Consider the following 21,637-nt stretch of genomic DNA (forward strand, 5'->3'; position numbering starts at 1 on the left):
TATCATTTATTTCAACAGATTTCCCAGCTTATCCGATAATCGGCTTGATATTTGTTCAAATTGCCCCATAGACAATTGATTATATGTAAAATCCGTAGGGCTGCGCTCCGCCTGATCTTTAGTGCAACAATGATGGATAAGATTCAATAGATGTTTTTTAAAGCCGATCGTTAATCGCTCTACCGTTGCTACACCATATTCAAGCCCGTTATATTCAAATTCAAACCGAAGGATTCCGTTCGTGATCATGCCGTTAATGTCAAATGTATTCGTCTTTTCCGCACGCGGGCTTCTCTCACCATTGGCTAAGTCTGCTAATCGGGAAATACGCCAAGGCATGTCTGTCTTGTTTTCTTCGTCGAATTGTCCCAAATAATTGAAGCTGATTTCCGGGAATGGTGCAGCGACTAGAGAAGCGGCTTTAGTCTGGTCCTTGGTCAAATAACGTAAAATACCATAACCGACGCCCTTATTAGGCACCCGCCGCAGCTTATCTTTAACCATTTTGATCTGATAGGCCAAGTTCTCGGGTCTGTTGACCTCGATTACAAAGGGATACAGGGAGGTAAACCAGCCGACTGTACGTGAGATGTCCAAATCTTTAATGATCTCCTCCCTGCCGTGCCCCTCCAGCAAAATCGGGATTTCGTTGTAACCGCTCCATTCATAAAAAGCCAGACCCAAGGCTGTAAGCAACAGATCATTCATTTCCGTATGATAGGCATGATGTACATGCTTCAACAGCTTTTCCGTCTCATCCCTGCTGAGTACCACCTCCGCTTGGCGTCGATCTTGCATCAGGCTAACCGCGATTTCATGATCTCTTGGTAACCGACGTATCCTGCGTGAATCTACATTGTTCCAGTAGCTGATTTCTTGGCGTACCTGTACACTTTCGGCGTAAGTGGTCAGTCCTAAAGCCCACTCTTTGTAAGCATCAGTCTTGCCGGGCAGATTCGGCATCTCACCTCGAGCTACCTGATCATAGGCGGTGCCCAAATCTTCCAGCAAAATTCTCCAAGACACACCGTCTACAATAAGATGGTGGATAACGATCATCAGATGATCTTCACCGGATAAATGGAATAAAGCCAAACGTATGAGAGGACCTCGTTGCAGATCCAAACTGCTTTGCAGCTCATCACCAATGTGTCGGATTTCTTCTTCAGGCTGGCTTGATTGTGTCAAATCATAGCTCGTTAATGTAAAGAACTCACCTTCGTTCACTCCCCTGTTATAGGCGGAGGCTCCCTTTTCCTCTTCCACAAAAATGAGCCGTAATGCATCGTGATGGGCTACCAGCTTGTCCATGGCATTTTTCAGCCATAATTCATTCCATCCTTCATCATTTTGCAGCATGACCGCCTGATTATAATGGTGACGATCTCTCCGATGATGCTGAAAAAAATCGAGTTGAATGGGTGTCAAGTCTACCGCACCCTCTACAATCCCTTGGGGAATGATACGGGTGATTTTTTTTATAAACGGTGCTATCAGGTGAATTTCAGGGTAACGGAATAAGTCCTTTACTTCCATTTTCAGACCTTTGGCATTTAAGCGGATTGCAATTTGCAATGCTTTAATCGAGTCCCCGCCAAGCTCGAAAAAGTTATTGTGTAATCCAATTGGTTTAACACCGATCACTTCTTCCCAGATCAAAGCGATTGTTTTTTCCAATTCATCCTGTGGTGCCTCATATACGCTATCCAACGGTGCTATTTCATCTGGTTCGGGCAGATTGGATCGGTCTATTTTCCCGTTATGGGTCAATGGCAACTGTTCCAATACAATGATTTGGGCTGGAACCATGTAGACTGGTAACTGCTGAGCCAGTTTATCTCGCAGTATGTCTTTCTCAGCTGCACCTGCAACATAGGCACATAAATACTTTTGTCCCGCTGTGTCCAGTCGATCAACAACAACAGCCTGGCGCACTCCTTCCGTTTCGAGCAAAATAGATTCGATTTCTCCAGGCTCAATCCGGTATCCGCGAATTTTATATTGGTAGTCAGCTCGCCCGATAAAATCAATATTCCCATCTGGCTGCCAGCGCGCCAGATCCCCAGTACGATACAAGCGTCCACCAGGCGAGAACGGATCAGACACGAATTTCTCAGCCGAAAGCTCCGGTCTGTTCAGATATCCCCGCGCTACAGAAGCTCCACCAATACACAGCTCGCCCGTTACACCGACAGGGACCGGACGCATCCTTTCATCAACAATATATAACTTATGATTTGGTAGAGCTCTGCCGATAGGGACAATTCCGGACAGAGGCAATTTTTCCAGCTCGTCCTCATAAAAGCTAGATTCGATTGCGGCTTCGGTAACTCCATACGTATTAATAATCCGCATCTTGCTGCCAAAACGTGTCAACATCTTACGGTAATCTGCAACAGCCAAGCTATCTGCTCCAGTAGTAAGCAGCTTTAGGGAACTGATATTTGTACCATGCTCATAGATGTAATTCAATAGCAGAGCTAAAAGCACAGGCGGCGTCTCAAACGTAGTAATCTCCTGCTGCTCCAACAGTGTAGCCAAGGCAGCTGGATCATTTCTCACGTTTTCAGGACAAATGACCAAGGTACCTCCATTGACAAATGCCTTGGCCAAATCGCATGCAAACACATCAAACGACATGCTGGCAATTTGCAGTAGCTTAACAGGGAAATCTTTAAATCCTTGGCTGTGTCTGTAACCGAGTGCGGTGTTGACATATTGTTGATGTTCAACCATAACGCCTTTGGGCTTACCTGTGGTACCCGATGTATAAATGACATACGCCAAAGAGCTGGGCTCATATGTGGAGATATACTGCTTGTTCGAATCCATCTCGGGCTGGAGTGGCAAGGTAGCGAGATCGACTACCTCGCCCATAAAATCCATTGTTTTCAGCCAGCCCGTCAGGTGAAATTGCGTAAGCACAATCGTCGTTCCACAGTCACGCAGCATATATTCAATACGCTCTTCTGGATACACGGGGTCTACTGGCACATAGGCAGCTCCGGCTTTCATAATTCCCAGCACCGCCACTATCATCTCAACAGACCTGTCAACCATGACAGCGACCAGACTCTCCCGTGTAATTCCACGCTTCTGCAAAAAATGGGCAAGAGCGTCTGCTCTATCATTGAGTTGTTTGTAAGTGAGCAGCGTATCTTTATATATGACGGCCGCTCGTTCCGGTGTACGCTCCGTCTGCGCTTCGAATATCCCGTGAAAAGTAAGTGAAGGAAACTGGACAACGGGTCCGCTCCATGTTTTCGTCAAATTTGCCTCTTCTTCGGTTGTTAACAGCCGAACGTCACGGAGGCAAACATCCGGATTGCTGGCAATTTGGAGGAAGACATGCTTCAAGTGATCGGCCAGATGCTTCATCGCTTCACCGTTGTAAACCTTGCCGTTATAGGACAATATAAAGCTCATTGCCGTCTTGTCTTCAACTTCAATATTAAAGTCATACGGTATTTCTTCGAATAACCGGGCGTCCTCAATAATGAACCCGAGTTTGTCTTGCCAGTCCTGTCTCCCGATCATGTTTTCCAGCGGATAGTTCTCGAATACAACGATATGATCAAGCAAGCGTTGCTTGAGTGCAGATTGCGACTGGATTTCAGCAAGTGAACAGTATCCGTTCATCCTTCCTTGGACAGAGGCTCTCTGGACATCGCGCAACAATTCAACAAAACTCTTTTCTTCATTTAATCTAATTCGTAATGGAATGGTGTTAATGAACAATCCAACAATTCGCTCTACTTCATCCAATTCCGACGGGCGCCCAGATACAACCGTGCCAAAAACTACGTCCTTGCTTCCGTTGTAACGACCAAGTACAATTCCCCAGGCGGCCAGAAAAAGACTGCTGAGCGTGGTCCCATTGCATTCAGCAATCGCACGCAAAGTGCTGGTCTCTTTTTCCGTCAGCGACGTTCTATATTCCTGTAGCAGATAGCCGTCTTTTTCAGAAGTTGTAGCTGGAGTTTTTAGCATCGGAAGTCCAGCTGTTTGTTCGTAGCCTTGTAATACAGAACTCCAGTAATTCTTGGCGGCCTCCTGATCCTGTTCTTCAAGCCAGTCGGCATACCCGGTGTAAGGTCGTGGTTCAGGCAATTGAACGGAACGGCCTGTATGATAGGCCTCATAGGCCGTTAACAACTCGTCCATTATGATGCCAAGACACCAGCCGTCCATAATAATATGATGAAAACTTAAAAGCAGCGTATAGGCATCTTTATCCGTTTGAAGTACAGCCATCCGGATGAGCATATCCCTGCTCAAATCGTAATGGGTGTTACGGTCCACATCCATAAATCTACGAATAGCGTCGGCTTGCTCCTTTCCGGTCAGTTCTGTCATATTTTCGTAAGTAATCGCCGTATTTCGCTTCTTAAAGACAATCAGCCGCGAACGAGAAGCGGATTTATGATAAATGTTCGAGCGCAGCGTTTCATGACGCTGAACCAGTAGCTGAAAGCTTTTTTGCAGGGCATTCCAATCCAGATCTCCCCGAATAGAAATACGTAATTGCTCGTAATAAGCCTGTGATTCTGGTTCCATCAGCGCATGAACGAGCATTCCTTCCTGTAAGGGAGTCAAGTTGACCACTTTTTCAATTTCAAGTCCTTTGATCATGGATATCCTCCTCGTACGAATCGTTATAGATTCTCATAAAACTGCTTCATGTCTTCAAACTCATCTAGATCCAAACCACGTGCTCCCACATCCGATGGTGTTAGTTGCCGTCCGGATTGGTCCAGACAATGCTGAATAATGCCCGACAAATGATGTTCAAAACGCAACAGAAGCATTCGGATAGTATCTGCTTCATACGCGTGACGGTTATAAAGCATGCAGATGGAAAGCTTACCATCTTTTATCCACCCATCCAGATAGAGGGGATAGGCTAAACCTGAAACGCTACAATTCTGGTCGGACCATAATTCAACATCCATAGGCGATGTATGAAAGTGAGAGGAACTGACCGATTCAGAATGAATCAAGCGGAAGCCAATTTCCGGGTAATACTTAGCATTAAATTCCGATCTGCCGTAGGTTGCAGAACCATATTTTAGTAATCCATATCCTAAACCCTGGTTGGGTACTTGCCGGACCGTCTCCTTCACGTTTCTGAGCAAAAGAGAACTGTCTTCCCCAGGCTCCATGTCCAAAACAAGCGGATATATGGAACCGAATTGTCCTACGGTTCTTGAAAGGTCTGGTTTGTCCGAAGTCACAGTTTGTTGCTCCCGATCATAATGTTCAAATCCAATGGCAATCTTAGACTGTCCGGACCATTCCGCTATAGTCAGTCCCAATGCAGCAAGCAGTAACTCAGCGGTCACCGTATTATAGGTTTGGTTAGCCCGTGTCAACAGCTGGCTTGTTTTCTCGTCCGAAAGCTGTATGATGCAATTGTCTACTGGACGAAGTGTTTCGGAATGTGCAGGTGTCTCATGGTCCTTCGGTATAAATTCTCCATCGAAATTAACCTTATCCAGCCAGTAGAGTTTCTCTTTGGCCAGCTTTTTGCTGTCTGCATAGTCTTCTAGCCACCGCATCCAGGAGCGGTAAGAATCTGTTTTGTCAGGAAGCACTATCGGTTCCCCGTTGAGAGCTTGTTCATAGGCAGTTGTGAAATCCTCAAGCAGGATACGCCAAGATATGGGATCAGCCACTAGCGGATCTACAGAAAGGAAGAACTGGTCGGAACCCGACATCCGGAATAAGCCTGCGCGTACTCTGGGTCCCTCAAACATTCCAAAACTATTTTGAATCTGGAAGCATTCGATCTGTAATTGCTTGCTAGCTTCATGGTCATCATCTACAAGAGAGAACACATCAAGTGTGAACCATTCTTCATTTTCATCTCGGTATACAAGGGTAGACGGTTCGTCGATCGACGCCAGACCAAGCCGTAATCCCTCGTGATGAGTAGTTAATGTTTGCAGCACAGACCGTAACAGATCCTCATCGAAGTCCGGGTTGCCTGCAAATAGCATGGATGTTGCCGTCCGCAAGGTGTAAAATGTGCCCAGTTCATTCAACTGCCGCTGAATCGATGTTAATGGAATCTCTCCATCTATCGAATTCTGGTCTGTGTAGCGGAACAAAGTTGTCACAAGCTTGCTGAGATCCTCAATGAACGGGTGCTCCATCAAAAGAGAAATGTCAAGGGAATAACCATGCTGACGCAGACGTGAGGCAACCTGAACGGCCTTAATAGAATCGCCGCCAAGCAGAAAAAAATGATCTCGAACGCCTATAGGGTCACATCCCAAAACGTCTTGCCATACCACGACCAGCGCCCTTTCGACATCAGTTCTCGGAGCAACATAATCCGTTTGTAAAGAATCATGGCGGTCCGGCTCAGGCAAAGCTTTTCGGTCAGTTTTTCCATTAGCCGTAAGAGGAAGCTGCTGCATAGGCACCACATATGCTGGAATCATATAAAACGGCAGCTTCTGCTTGAGCGCATTCTGCACGTCCAGCGGACTTAATGGCTCAGAAGCCACAAAGTATGCACACAAATCCTTGTAGCCGTCTTTGTTCTCCCGCGCTACGACTACTGCTGATTGGATTCCGTCTACAGACAGCAACTGCGCTTCAATCTCGCCCAGTTCAATACGATATCCTCTCACTTTTACCTGTTGATCGATCCGACCCAGATACTCAATGTTGCCGTCAGGCATCCAACGCGCCAAATCTCCTGTGCGGTAAATCCGCTCATAGTCCTCCGCTCCGCTGTTAAACGGATTGGCAGCGAACTTCTCCTTTGTCAGTTCCGGTCGATTAAGATAGCCACGGGCTACTCCTATACCACTGATACAAAGTTCTCCCACCACTCCAATCGGCTGCAATCGCTCCGTACCTTCCTGTACAACATACAAATGAATATTATCAATCGGTTTACCGATCGGGATCACCGAGTGCTCTTCCACAGGCTCGCATTCAAAGAATGAAACGTCTACAGTAGCTTCTGTTGGACCATACAAGTTAATTAGTTTTGCGCTTCCAAACCCTGACATAATTCGATAGAAACGCGCCACATGCTGAGGAGGCAATGCTTCACCACTGGCAAATACATGTTTTAACGTTTTCAATTTTGCTTGCACCATTTCCCTTGGTTGCTGCTCCAAGTATTCCAGAAAAATATGCAGCATCGCGGGTACAAAATGAAGGGTGCTCACCTTGTCTTCATTAATCGTGTTCAGTATCTGTTCGGGAGACTTTTCTCCACCGATTGGCAGCAAGCTTACTTTAGAGCCCACCATCGACCACCAGAACAACTCCCAAACGGATACGTCAAAAGTAAAGGCAGTTTTTTGCAAAATCGTATCTTCTGCGCTCAGGCCATATCTATTGTGCATCCAGCAGAGCCGATTCACGACTGAGCGGTGTTCAACAATAACCCCTTTCGGTTTCCCTGTGGAACCGGATGTATAGATGATATAGGCCGCATGGTTTGGTTCTGCTAGAGGCTCAAGGTTGGAGGCATCTTCATGCCAGCTACTCATGCAGTCTGTCGTAGGCTCCGTCGACCTGGACGCTTGCAAAGCCATGATCGTGGAAGCATAATCCAACACCATTACCTTGCAGTCCGCATATTGCTTCAGCTGTTCTGCAAACTGTGGTTGTGTCAGCACCAGTTGTGTTTTCGAATCTTCAAGCATATATTGAATTCTTTCCTGTGGGTATCCCGGGTCAATGGGTACATAAGCTCCACCTGCTTTTAGAATTGCATAGATGCCAATCATCATCTCAGGTGAACGCTGAGCGATAATCCCCACCGGCTGATCCGGTCCCACTCCTTCCGCCCGCAGCGTTCGCGCTAAACGATTCGCCAGCTCATTCAACTCTTGGTAAGTCATACACTTATCTCCAAATATGATTGCCATGTCATCTGGAGTCCTGCTAACCTGCTGCTCAAACCTTCCATGAATCGTTGCATCCCGCGGAAAATAGGCAGAGGTGTTGTTGAACTCATATAGTAATAAGTGCTTATCTTCTTCTGTCAGCATATCCATGTCAGCCAAGCGAATTCCGACATCTTGAGTTACGATTTCCAGCACTTTTATATAATGGAGGGCAAATCGCTCAATCGTCTCCAACTTAAACAGACTGGTCGCATACTCCCAGGTGAAAGTTAACTGGTCTTGAGTTTCTGTTACATGTAATGAAAGATCGAACTTCGATACACCTAAATTAAACTCATTCGGTTGCAAACGAAGTCCGCCGAGTTCAATGACCTCTGTTCCCTTATTTTGCAGACTGAACATCGTATCAAAGATGGGATTGCGGCTTACATCGCGTACTCGATCCAGTTTGTCGACCAGTTGATCAAATGGATATTCCTGGTGCTCCAACGCAAGCAGAGTGTTATGTTTTACGTCCTCCAGAAAAGCACTGAATGGCTGGGATGCCAGCGGTCGATTACGGAGAACTAAAGTATTCACAAATATGCCGATCATCGCTTCCGTATCCGCATGCCCTCTACCCGCTGCCGGTGTACCTACGAGGAAGTCCTCTTGCCCGGAGTATTTGCTTAACAGCACATTATAAGCTGCCAAAAGCACCATAAAGAGCGTTGTTCCCGTATCTCTTGCCAATTGATTAAGTCTATCCGTCAGCTTGGATTGCACAATGAAGGTAAGGCTGTCCCCTGCGAAGCTCTGACTTGACGGACGAGCAAAGTCAGTTGGCAGGTCTAATACAGGGAGCTCGCCGTCCAACGTGTCTAACCAAAATGCTTCATCCTTTGCTTGGCTGTCTCCGGCATAATGTTGTTTTTGCCAAACGACATAGTCTTTGTAGTGAACGTCAATGGGGGCAAGTGGCATACCCTGATACCGCGTGCTGATCTCATCCATTAATACTGCCATCGAGAAGCCGTCTGAAATGATATGGTGCATATCGATCAGCAACATAAACTGGTCACGATGGATTGCGAACAGCTCAGCACGAATTAAAGGAGCCTTACTCAGGTCAAAAGGCTGAATAAACAGTTCACGGGTGTGATTAGCATCCTCTTCGGAAATTGGAGTAACAGGAATGTCCAGTGAAAGCACATCCTGTACCTTCTGCACGGTTTCCCCGTCTACTATCTCAAAATACGTCCGAAAGGATTCATGCCGTGAAAAAACCTCCTTCACTGCAACAATGAACCTGGAAACGTGTAACTCTCCCTCTATATGCAGTTGACCCGATACATGATACGCTGCACCTCCACCCAGTTGATCCAGCACATACATTCTTTTTTGAGCGGGAGATACCGGATAAAAGGGCTGTAAATCTGCCGGAACAAGCGGCTCAAACTTTCGCTTTTGTCCTCCTTTTACATGTGCCGCCAGTTGTGCAATCGTTTGCAAATGTAAAATTTGTACCAGCGGAATATATACTTCGAATTCCTTGTTAATTCTGCTTAGAAGAACAGTCGCTTTTAAGGAGTCTCCACCCATTTGAAAAAAATTATCGTTGTATCCGATATCAGATACATTCAAAACTTCCTTACATATGGATATCAGTTTGTCCTCAGTCATATTACTGTCAGAAACCTGCTTCTGCGAGTCTTCTATCCTGATATCTTCTGGTTTCGGCAATAATTGAAAATCCGGCTTCCCATCAGCCAAAAGAGGGATGCTATCCATCAGAACCCAAAAGCGAGGTTGCCCATAATCAGGAAGTATTGAGCTAACACTCTCTTTCAGCTTCGCTATATCCCACGAATTAGAATTATTGTCCACTATATAAGCCACTAGATACGAAGAGTTACTGCTCTCGCCGTCTTTCCGTGCCGTCAAAACACAGGCATCCAAATCCAGTGCTCGCAAAAGATGGTTCTCTATCTGCTCAAGATTCACTTGATGACCGCGAATAAGAACATCTCGGTTGGCTGCACCGATATGTCGCATTCTCCCTCCAACCTCGATATAAGCCCATTCCAGCGTCGTTCCCAGTAAACCAGCGGATGTGGCCAAATATACTTGTCCGATGGTACCAGTAGGAGACGGATGTTTATATTTGTCCAGGACACAAGGATAATTCCCTTTAGAATCCGCGTATGTCGCCCACACTTCCAAAAGCCGCTCCCTTTCCGTACTTCGAAGCAAAGACAGCGCAGATATACGCATTCCGTCTTCCTGCACAACTGAGCTCAGCAGATGTAGAAAGTATTGCGCCCATAATTCCATAGTGTCTTGTTGAAAAAGACTCGCAGCATAGTCAAAATCAAGCCGCAACTGCTGACCAGATTCCGTAACATTCAAAAACAACTCATATTGAGAAAACAATAGTTCGTGCTCCAGCAATTCTGTTTCCAGTCCGTAATAGTCAAACTCCGGAATGGGGCGGTCCATATTGAATAACACCTTCAGAACGGGCAGATGGCTTAATCCTAACTGGGCAAGTCCTGCAAAGCTGTATTTCTGATAAGCATCCAGCGTATGCATTACTCGCTTGACCGTCTGTGTGAATTCCGTGAACGTTGCTCCAGAGTCTACCTCACAAATCACTGGGAGCAAGTTAACGCAGTTGCCAATTAGCGGGGACACACCCATATGAGATTGCCCTGCGGTTGGAATACCTACCATTATTTGATTTTGGCCTGTCAGTCTGTGCAAGAAAAGCTGAAAAACAGACAATAAAGTCACAAACAAGCTGTTGCCAAGCCGAATACTGACTGATTTCAGCTGCTTCACCAGAGGTGCATCCACCACAATGGTGTGCCGTGCTCCGCGCGAAGAAGGAGAGCTGATGTTGCGTTGGAGAGACGGCAAGTCAAGGGCGGGCAATGGCTTCGCAAGTACATCTGACCAAAAAGCAAGGGCAGCCGCTCCACCTGCCTCTAACTGGTTTTGCTGCCATGCTGCGAAATCTCGGAACGGAACAGGATCGGGAAGCGTGCAGTGTTCCCCCTGTACACAAGCGGAATAAAATCGTTCCAATTCATGGAAAAACACACCGATGGACCAGCCATCTGCAATCAGATGATGAAATGTAAATGCAGCGATGTGCTTCTCATTCGACGTTTTTAAAAGTTGGATACGGAATAAAGGGTCCCCCGCACTTATTGGGAATACGGTCTCCCTGTCCTTATCCATCCAAGCACGGATATCATGTTTCTGTTCCTCTACAGTAAGACTGCTGATATCATGTAGTGGAATGCTGACGGCCATTGCCGGGGCGATGATCTGCGTTTCTCCGTCCTCCCCCATAAAGGTGCGTAAGGCTTCGTGGCGTTTAACGATGCGATGAACAGCCTCATTAAATTCCTTAACATGTAGCGGACCCTCGAAACGCAGTAAAACAGTCTCATGAAGCGACTGCGATTCCTTTGAATCCGAGACTGAGGCGAGCCATAATTGCTTCTGATCCGGAGTCAGCTTAATCGTCGATTCCTTAAGGTCTGCAGTTGCAGTTTCAGGAAAAAAGGCCTTGTTTAGATCGTTTTCATGAGGGTGCAGATCCGGCAGAAATCCTCCTTTGCGGAGCTCATTAACGCTCTCTTTAATTGCCTGTACAATCCGCTCTATATCTTCCGAAGTATGAGCCGTTGACAAAAAACAGTTCCGGCCTTCCCATATATAAATTCCTTTATCCAGCATGTGATAGAAGAATAGTTCCAAGTCACCTTTAAGGACGAAGCGGAACAAGGAACCGAAGTAAACGACCTTTATAGGTATCTGTTCCTCCGTAAAATAGTGATTCAGTTCTTCTACGAACGCCTTCGTACGACTATTTAGCTCGTTATGCAATTGCCCCCTGTCCTTCTCCAACTGCTCTAGTACGGCCAGGGAAGCTGCCATAGCCAGGGGATGATGGCAAAAAGTTCCCGCTACAAACGTCCGTTGTTGCTCATGCGGTGGATAGGAGTCATCTCCGAAACTCCACATTCCTCCATCAATTCCATCCATGAACAATGCTTTCCCTGCCACGATACCGATGGGAAGACCGCCGCCAATGATTTTACCGTAAGTTACAAGGTCAGCTTCAATGCCGTACCACGCCTGCGCACCCCCTGGCTGAATACGGAAGCCCGTAATTACCTCATCAAAAATGAACGCGGTCCCGGATTGCTCCGTAATCTGGCGTACTTCCTTCAGAAAAGCTGCGGGCTGGAAATCAGGACGACGACTCTGCACTGGCTCTATGAGAACAGCAGCCAGTTCATGGGCATGGGAGCGGATATAATGGAGTGACTCGTCCGTTCCATAGCTGAGCACAACGACATCGTCCACCATGTGCTGTAGTACACCAGGTGCCAGGGGAGTGGAATGTTGTTCCCTGTCATCCGTTGTCCCCCCCAATGCCAATATTCCATCAAAGGTACCGTGATAGGAACCAGAAAAAATCACCACTTTATCTCGCCCGGTGGCAGCCCGTGCTAACCGAAGAGCGACCATAATCGCCTCTGTCCCCGAGTTATATAGCGCAATTCGTTCCATGCCTGTCATTTTGCAAATTTTTTCGGCAATCTGTCCGGCCATATTAGACATCGGTCCAAGGCACATCCCGTTATGTATTTCCTTCTCTATCGATTCACGGATAAAGGATGGATTGTGACCAAACAAATTGACCCCAAACCCCATCGTCAAATCAATATATTCATTACCATCCAAATCCCAAATTTTAGAACCCTCTGCACGCTGCGATATAATCTGATACACCATTTCCTTGTGAGCAAGCCTAAATCCGGCCACATTCCGGTTATTGGCATATACAGACCTGTATTGCTGAGTATACTCTTTGGTCTTTCGTGTGCGCATCGTGTAATGTTCAATCAGCTTTTGCAGATGCTTTTCCTGCCTAAGTGAAAGTGAATTATGGGCTTGTACATTTATTTTTTGATAGGGAACAAATGCTTTTGATTTTTTTCTGTCTGGCAAAACAGCCGACACGGAAGCCTGTATGGGGGAAACAGAAGTGACTGTGGCAGCTACCTCCTTCATCGCGGATGTCTGAGGCTCGACAGAAGTTTGTAGTGAAAGCGATTCAGGCATTGCCACTGGTGCAGGTCGAGATTGACACAGTATTTCCATCTGCTGCGACATGAGTTGAAGTTGCATTTCTAAAATTCGTTCTCTCCCCGCAAGTACATCCTTATTTGATAGCTTGCTTTCATGTGATGCTGGGCCTTCTATAGGGATAGCAGATTTTTGACTCCAGCCCGGCAAGACGGAAGGCACCGAAGAAGTGATACTGGACGACGCAGCCAGCTGATGCTCCTCCGAATTCCGGGTCAATTCTTCAGAGGTCGAGGCTACCCTATCAGCAATATAGTTTGTCAGCAACTCCAGCGTAGTCAGTGATTCAAAAAACTCGTTCATCGGGATATCCAAGCCAAATGTACTTTTAATGCTGTGTTTAACCTGAGACAGAAGAATAGAGTCTAAACCCAGTTCTAAAAAATGTTTTTGCGGCTCTAATTCGTCTGGACTGAGTTGGGATACACTTTCGATTATTTTTGACAGTTTATTTGTAATCGTAGATTTTTGCGGATTGGAAGCAGATTCCGTCGAGAAATATTCATTCACCATCTTTTCAGACTCCTTTACTATGGGGTATTCAAGGAATTAATTTTATCCTTTCCAGCTGTGACGCTAACCCAAAAAGCACGATTTAACCTAGCTAGGGGTACAGATAAAGTTCTCATAGGAAGGTAAATATGAACGATCCACTGTATAAGGAACCATCCTTATACTAATAAAATATAATTATCCATCTAGTAAAACGAGGATCTAATTTGTTTTATTAAACCATTAATGGCTAAATTCTTTTATTCAACTTATTATGCAGGATATAGTTTTTTTCCAGTATTGATTCTTAAAAACTCAAATCTTTTCTTTTGCTCGCTGACATGCGTCCTCATAAAGTTTAAAAGTTATGATACTCAAAGCTCAAATTAAAGACTCAATTTAAAAGTAAATGTTAGAATTTATCATCTAATTTATGACAATTGAATTCGATGAAGCTATACGCATGCCCAATTGAGATTTTCTTCATCTCCGACCGACTTTCTCATAACTGATACCCACACTACTAAAAATGCCAAGTCCTAAAATAGAACCTGACATTTTATCAAATTTGGAGGGTAAAGACGCCGAAGTGCACTTTACTCAATTTTCCGGCAACATCAATACGGGATTGGACAGTTCACTTAACTTCTCACATTAATATACGTTCGCGTATCAAGATGGAAGTCACTTCGTTTCTTGACATTAAGCGAACCAGAACTGCCTTTGATCCGGGGTTAGTGGGATAACCGTTTCATCCACGTCCACTGTCGATACTTCTGAAGGGTTGGCTATAGACACACTTTGCTTACCTGGACCTGGGCCTTTCCCGTTCGGGGTCAGATCAGGCAAGAATCCCCCTTTACGCAGCTCATCTACACTGTCCTTGACAGCTTGTATGATCCGCGCAATATCTTCCTCCGTATGAGCGGTCGACAAGAAGCAGTTCCGCCCTTCCCAGATGTAAATACCCTTTTCCAGCATGTGATAGAAGAAAAGCTCCAGATCACCCTTGAGAACGAAGCGAAATAGTGAACCAAAGTGAACAATCTTCATGGGTATCTGCTCGTTGGTAAAGTAACTATTTAACTCTGCTGCCAACGTCGAAGTACGGCTGTTCAACTGATTTTGCAGCTGCTCACCGTGGTTTTCCAAATAATCCAACACTGCTAGGGATGCCGCCATCGCCAGCGGATGATGACAGAACGTACCGGCTACAAAGGTCCGCCGATGCTCATTCTGAGGATAGGAATTATCTCCGAAGCTCCAGGTTCCTCCGTCAATCCCATCCATAAAGGCGGCTTTCCCTGCTACGATACCGATCGGCATCCCTCCGCCAATAATTTTACCGTAGGTCACAAGATCAGCTTGTACCCCAAACCACGCTTGAGCGCCTCCCGATTGAATCCGGAAGCCTGTAATCACTTCATCAAAAATAAAGGCCGTACCGGATTGCTCCGTGATTTGACGGACCTCCTGCAAAAAGGCCTTTGGCTGAAAATCGGGACGACGGCTTTGCACCGGCTCCACTAGCACAGCAGCCAGCTCCTGCCCATGTGTACGTATATAATCCAGCGATTCGTCCGTTCCATAGTTGAGTACAACGATATCGTCCACCATATGCTGCAAGATGCCAGGCGCCAGAGGTGTGGATTTCTCCTTATTATTGCCTGCACTACCCAACGCGAGCACACCATCGTACGTACCATGATAGGAGCCAGCAAAAATGACTACTTTGGCTCGCCCAGTGGCAGCACGCGCCAAACGGAGGGCAACCATAACCGCCTCGGTGCCGGAATTGTACAAAGCGATCCGTTCTACACCGGTCAGCTTGCAAATCTTCTCGACGACTTGTCCTGCCATGTTAGACATGGGTCCGACACACATGCCGTTATTTAGCTCTGCCTCAATTTTTTCACGAATAAAGGCTGGATTGTGTCCAAACAGATTAACACCAAAGCCCATGGTCAAATCCACATATTCATTCCCATCCAAATCCCAAATTTTGGACCCGTCTGCACGTTGAGAAACAATTTGATAGACCATTTCCTTCAAAATAGGCCGAAATCCGGCTACATTACGGTTATTCGCGTAGACAGACCGATAATGCTGAGTGTACTGCTTGGTGCTTCGCGTCCGAGCAGTATAGCGCTCAATCAGCTCTTGGAGATGTTGTTCTTGTCGGTGTGAAAGCAATTCATTGGCTTTGACCTCCAGCTTTTTATAGGGTGTAAACGGTTTTGGTTCCTGGCCTGCATTCTTCGGAACAGCTAGTACCGGTGGAACAGTAGCTAATGCAGTTGCGATTTCCTGTTTGGTTTCAATGATCTCTGCGCTTCCTCTATTTGCTGACGGCAAAACCCTTTCCGGTTGAAATGATTGGGAAACGGATGACGGAGGAGTCGGTTGAGTTCGGAGCACATCAAGCTGCTGTGACATCACGTGCAGCTGCTGCTGCAAAATCTGCTCGACACTCGCAGAAGTCGCTATAACTGTTGCGCTTTGAAATGGCTCTTGCCCGGACGTAACTATTCCATGAGACGATGTACCAATTGCGCTGGAATCCTGCCCCGTCCAGGTTGATACTGTAGTAGCTTCTACCCGATGAAGAGGTATTTTCGGTTGGCTTTCCAAAGCACCAACTGCTACCTCGTCTGAATAGGAAATACTTACTTGATTTGCGACGTAGTTAGTCAGCAGTTCGAGCGTGGTCAGCGATTCAAAAAATTCATTCATCGGGACATCTAGGTCGAATGTATCCTTGATGCTGTGGCGGACCTGGGACAAATTAATGGAGTCCAGCCCTAGTTCTAGAAAATGTGTTTGCGGTTCCAGTTCCTCAAGACTAAGTTGTGACACATTACCGATCATTTTCGCTAGCTTTTGTTGAATGGAAGATTTATGCTGCTCAGTAAACGACGCTGAAGTCGAATACTCATTCCCCATATTTTCAGACTCCCTTACTATTGGTTTTTTATAAACGGGCGCGTTCTGCTCTGCTCGAACCTGTTCTGGAACATGAATCCAGCACCTTTTCCTTTCAAACGGATACGTAGGTAGAGAAACCCTTTTGTACGGGTGACCTGCGTATATCGTGTCCCAGTCTATCTGTGCCCCCTGTACGTACTTCACTGCTACTTGCTCCAGTGCTTGCAAAGTGTCCGAGCTTCCGACGGCTGTTTCTGTACCACCACTACTATCTACTTTTCCAATGTATACACCTTCAATGGCCTTGCCCTGCTCATAAAGCTGAAGTAATTTCGCTTTCAGGGCCTCCGCTCCTTCGGCTATCACAGCCACTCGGTATGTCAAGTGGCTTCTGCCCGTGTTAGCCGTATAGCAGACATCCTCCATCGGCAATTCTTCCTCACGTTCAAAGCGATCCACGTACCGTGCAATCAACTCACTTAAAGCTCCTTCAGTTCGCGCCGACAGTGTCAGCAACAATGGCGATGATCCATTTTTTCGGTCGGTGGTTTCTAGGTCCGCACCCTTTTTCGCTATATATTCTTCCAGCACCACGTGGCAGTTTGTCCCGCTGAAGCCAAAGGAACTCACCCCGCATCTTCTCGGAAATCCGTCTGTCTTCCATTCCCTCAGTCTAGTGTTGGCATACACCGGAGATTCTTCAAAATGGATGTTCCGGTTGGGTGTGCGAAAATGAACGAGCGGTGCAATCTGTTGATGCTTCATCGACAGCACGCATTTGATCAATCCCGCAATCCCAGCAGCTTCGTATAAATGCCCAATATTCGTTTTAACCGTGCTTATCGCCACAAACTGCTTGCGCTGTGTAAATCTGCGGAATGCCTGGGTAATGCCCTTAATTTCAACGGGGTCGCCCAGCTTGGTGCCAGTACCATGGGCTTCAATATAGCTTACCGTCTCGGGATCGATCCGTGCATCACGCCACGCCTGTGAAATGACTTCTGATTGAGCCAGCGCATTGGGCGCGGAAATTCCAATCGTACTGCCGTCCTGATTAATCGCGCTTCCTTTGATCACACCCAGAATGTGATCTCCGTCTTTTTCCGCTTGGCGGAGCGGCTTTAAGAGAACGGCTCCAACGCCTTCGCCCCAGCCTGTGCCGTCCGACTGATCGTCGAATGCTCGTGCCCGGTCATCGGAGGATTCCATGCCAATGCCAGCTTTCAACGGCAGCAAAATGGTCTTCACTCCACCGGCCAAAGCCATCTCACAGTCTCCATTCAAAATCGACTTACACGCCAGATGCACCGCTACGAGTGACGAGGAGCATGCCGTATCAATGGTCAGTGCTGGGCCTTTTAAATCAAGCAAATACGCAATCCGACTGGAGATAATGGACGGAAGATTGCCTATGCCAAAGTTTGGAAGCGCTCCTGGCTCCACTTCGGACAACAATCGTTCATATTCAAAGCTGGTTTTGGAGAATCCAACATACACCCCTACCTTTTTCCCCGACAGCTGTTTTCCTCCATAGCCTGCATCCTCAATCGTGCTCCAAGCAGTTTGCAGAAATAAACGTTGATTCGGGTCCATCAGAGAAGCTTCCCGTGGAGTCAGCTTGAAGAAGGTGTAGTCAAATTTGTCCACTTCGTCCAGATAGCCACCTTCGGCGATTTGCATGTTTCGGCCTTCCATATTCAGACGGGAAATAAAACCTTCGGCATCCTTTTTTCTTTCGTCGCTATATGGACTGATATGATCTGTACCGGAAGCTACATTCGCCCAAAACTGCTCAAGTGTATCCGCATGAGGAAACTTACCGGACATGCCAATGATAGCAATATCCAGGTCCTCTACCTCCTCTTTGGATTCCAATTGCGGTGCTGTAATCACCTTATGACCTAAATCCTGGCTGGATATATAACCAGCTAGCTTGGCGATAGTCGGATAAGAGAAAAAGTCCGTTACCTCAATATGAATCCCGAGCTGTTCCTCTAATTGGTCCACGATCTGAACGAGTTGTAAGGAAGTTACGCCGATATCAAAGTAGCTGTCTTCCGTCCCAATTGACTGTACATTTAAAATAGCTTGGCAAATCCCAATCAGTTTTTGCTCGATCTCACCTTGATGCACAGGGGCATCGTTCGCTTCCTGTGTAATTCGAGTGGCCTCCGCCAGGGTTGCCAATACTACATCAAATTCTCCCTGCTCGTAGCTCTGAGCCAGCTTGTAGCGCTGAACCTTTCCACTAGTTGTTTTGGGAATACGGCGGATTGGAACTACGTCCTGAATATGCCATCCTCCCCGATAATTCAAATGGCTTTTCAGCCTTTGGACTGTTGGCAAAAATAACTCTATTTTTTTCGTGTGCATCACAAAAACAACAATACGATCTTGTCTAGTTTGTGCATCATGTACACCGCAGACAGCTACTTTCCCCAGATCCACCCCGTCCAGTTCCTCTGCAATCCTTTCGATATCATGCGGATAAATGTTCTGGCCGTTCACGAAAATGATATCCTTGGCTCTGCCTGTAATCACCAGTCGTCCGTTTCTCATAAAACCCAAATCTCCGGTAATGAGCCAGCCATCCTCTGTCTTGACCTTTGCGGTAGCCTCAGGATTGTTATAGTACCCGGCAGTCACATTTTTGCCGCAAATTTGGGTGTATCCGATTACATCGTCCTTTAGTACCTGATTTTGCTCATCACAAATGCGAACAGAGGTGCTGGCCATGGGGTAGCCCAAATCCGCAAACGTAAGACAACGCTTATCGGATGAATCTACTTCTTCTATGGGTTCACCTACATGTAGCTGCTGCCGATTTAAATGAATAGTAACAAAATTATCTTTATCCAAAGGTGGAGTGGAGACACCTACGCTTGCCTCTGCCAAACCGTATACAGGATACATGATATTTTTCTTTAATCCATGTACACTCATGGCTTCCATAAATACATGGCAAAGCTCCACCGATATGGGCTCAGCCCCATTTAAAATCATGCGAACACTTGACAAATCCCAGTTATCCGCTGTTTTGGATTTATACTGATCAAGGAAAAATTTATACCCGAAGTTAGGAGAACAGATTTGAGTCACCTTATGCTCCGACACCTTTTTTAGCCATAATGAAGGACGTCTTATAAAAAGAGCTGTTGGCATAATGAGCTGCTTGGCATGGGCGATGATACAGGTTAAATGAAAAGCGATCAATCCCAAATCATGTGTGAGTGGCATCCAGCCCAGATACGCATCACTTGAAGTCATTCCTGTTTGACTGGCGATATCCCGAATATTGTATACGAGATTCTCATGCGTCAGCATGACTCCCTTGGGATCACCTGTTGAACCAGAGGAAAATTGAATAAACGCCAAATCCTCCGGTCTGGATTGATGAATGGTCCCTTTGTTCTGATCGGAATAATCAAAATCATGGCTAGAAAAGGTCGCTTCTTTCACAGAATCAAAGAAATCCAGCATCTCATGCTGATGAGAATACTTTTCTAACTGCTCTAATACTTTATGATCCGCAATCATGTAAGGGCAAGTAAGGGTACTCCAGATTTTAAACAGCTTCATTTTATGTTCATCATTATTCCCGATACTTACAGGTACGGGGACGATTCCGCCAAGCAGACAACCCCAAAACACATTCACAAAGGTATGATTGTCTTCAATTTGCATAATTAGCTTATTGCCAGGCTGTACTCCTTTTTCCTGCAATTGATGAAGTACCTGCAGTGCTTGCTCCAGAAGTTGACTGTAGCTTACATACTCCTCCTGCGTATCACCCGAAATGAAAATAATTCCATTTTCAGCTCTACTGGCTCGGTCCTGAATGATTTCAATTAAAGTTTGAAACTGCTCCATCCTGATCCCTCCTCAAAAGGTCTAAAACTTCCTCCAGCTCTCCTGCAGATACTTGTTTGGTTTGCAATATCAGGCGAATACACTCCAGCGCCTCGCGTCTTAGTTCATAAGCAGAAGAAGATCTGCCCGATTCTATGCTTTTGAGTAAATCCTCCAATCTGCGAATAGGTAAAATAACCCCCTTATGATACTCATCCTCATTCCAATTGGCATTGGGTGTAGACACCGCCACCGCCAGCGGTTTGACCAACCAATCACGGATCGAAAAACGACGTTCCAGTTCAAGCCGATCCAAGTCTCTGTCCAAGGAAAGCACCTCAAAAGCGATGTTTGTTTCCTTCGCCAAGTTTTTCAGCACCGTTCGCGGTCCTAATTCAATTCCCTGCTTCACCCCATGTTTCTCCATATACTGCATCGTTTGTATCCACCGTACTGGATGGATCATTTGTAAATGCAAACCTTGACGAATGCTGTTGGCATCCGTATATGGCAGTGCTGTAACATTAGAAATGACAGGCCACAGCGGTTCATGAAACGTATATTTTTGCAGTTCCAATGCTAATCGGTCAGCAGCATGCTGCATAAGCGGGCTGTGAAAAGGGCCGCTTACCTGCAAACGGGTAATTTGGAACCCACGTTGCTCTAATTGTCCCGCCACCGCAGCAACAGAGGCATGATGACCAGAAACGACGTATTGATAGGAGGAGTTATAACAAGCGATGGTAATAGGCTGACTGGTTACGGAATAGTGATCGCACAGCTCTTCCAGCAGATTTAAATCAGCCCCCCGAACAGCAATCATGCAACCCAGGCCGGCCTCTGAGGCTTCTTCCATAAAGCGTCCCCGTTCTTGTACCACCCGCAAAGCATCGCCAAACGATAAGACTCCGCTACTTACCAATGCAGAATACTCACCCAAACTATGCCCTGCAGAAAATTTAGGAATAATCCCAACATCGTGCATGTAACGTCTGAATGCGATTACACTAATTGTGAGAAGTGCAGGCTGGGTGTAGGATGTTCTCGATAATTGGGAGATGGGTCCTTTCATACATAAAGTTTTCAAATCATACCCCAAAATATCAGCAGCCTCTTCAAAGATGTGATCTGCCTCTGAAAAACCGCCATACCATGCCGAACCCATCCCGACATACTGAGACCCTTGTCCTGAAAAAAGCAAAGTCATGCTACTCATGTCAAACCCCTTTCCTCTCCATAAAAAGCGGTAAAACAAAAATGTTTTTGGGGATTCAGATGTTCACATTACTATGTATTTAAGATAGACACAGCAAAAACAACAAAATATCTTGCCACAAACAGTAATCGACATG

4 protein-coding genes are annotated in these 21,637 nt (G+C 46.2%); all 4 read right to left on the bottom strand.

Features of this window, described 5'->3' with window-relative positions; genetic code table 11:
* Nucleotides 1–6: 6 nt before the first annotated feature.
* Nucleotides 7–4,632 carry an amino acid adenylation domain-containing protein gene (locus ACQW03_RS25020; RefSeq protein WP_441952543.1) on the bottom strand — a complete coding sequence of 1,542 codons (4,626 nt, stop codon included), beginning with the start codon at nucleotides 4,630–4,632 and terminating at the stop codon, nucleotides 7–9.
* Nucleotides 4,633–4,655: 23 nt separating this feature from the next.
* On the bottom strand, nucleotides 4,656–13,529 hold the full coding sequence (locus tag ACQW03_RS25025) for an amino acid adenylation domain-containing protein (RefSeq protein ID WP_441952779.1): 8,874 nt from the start codon (nucleotides 13,527–13,529) through the stop codon (nucleotides 4,656–4,658).
* Between the two features lie 684 nt (nucleotides 13,530–14,213).
* Nucleotides 14,214–20,306, bottom strand: a complete 6,093-nt coding sequence (locus tag ACQW03_RS25030) for an aminotransferase class III-fold pyridoxal phosphate-dependent enzyme (RefSeq protein ID WP_441952545.1) — start codon at nucleotides 20,304–20,306, stop codon at nucleotides 14,214–14,216.
* Nucleotides 20,281–21,501, bottom strand: a complete 1,221-nt coding sequence (fabD, locus tag ACQW03_RS25035) for an ACP S-malonyltransferase (RefSeq protein ID WP_076294713.1) — start codon at nucleotides 21,499–21,501, stop codon at nucleotides 20,281–20,283. Before fabD ends, ACQW03_RS25030 begins: the two co-directional genes overlap by 26 nt.
* Nucleotides 21,502–21,637 lie beyond the last annotated feature (136 nt).

It is taken from the genome of Paenibacillus sp. DRB1-1, from assembly GCF_052119485.1.
GTDB lineage: Bacteria > Bacillota > Bacilli > Paenibacillales > Paenibacillaceae > Paenibacillus > Paenibacillus polymyxa_B.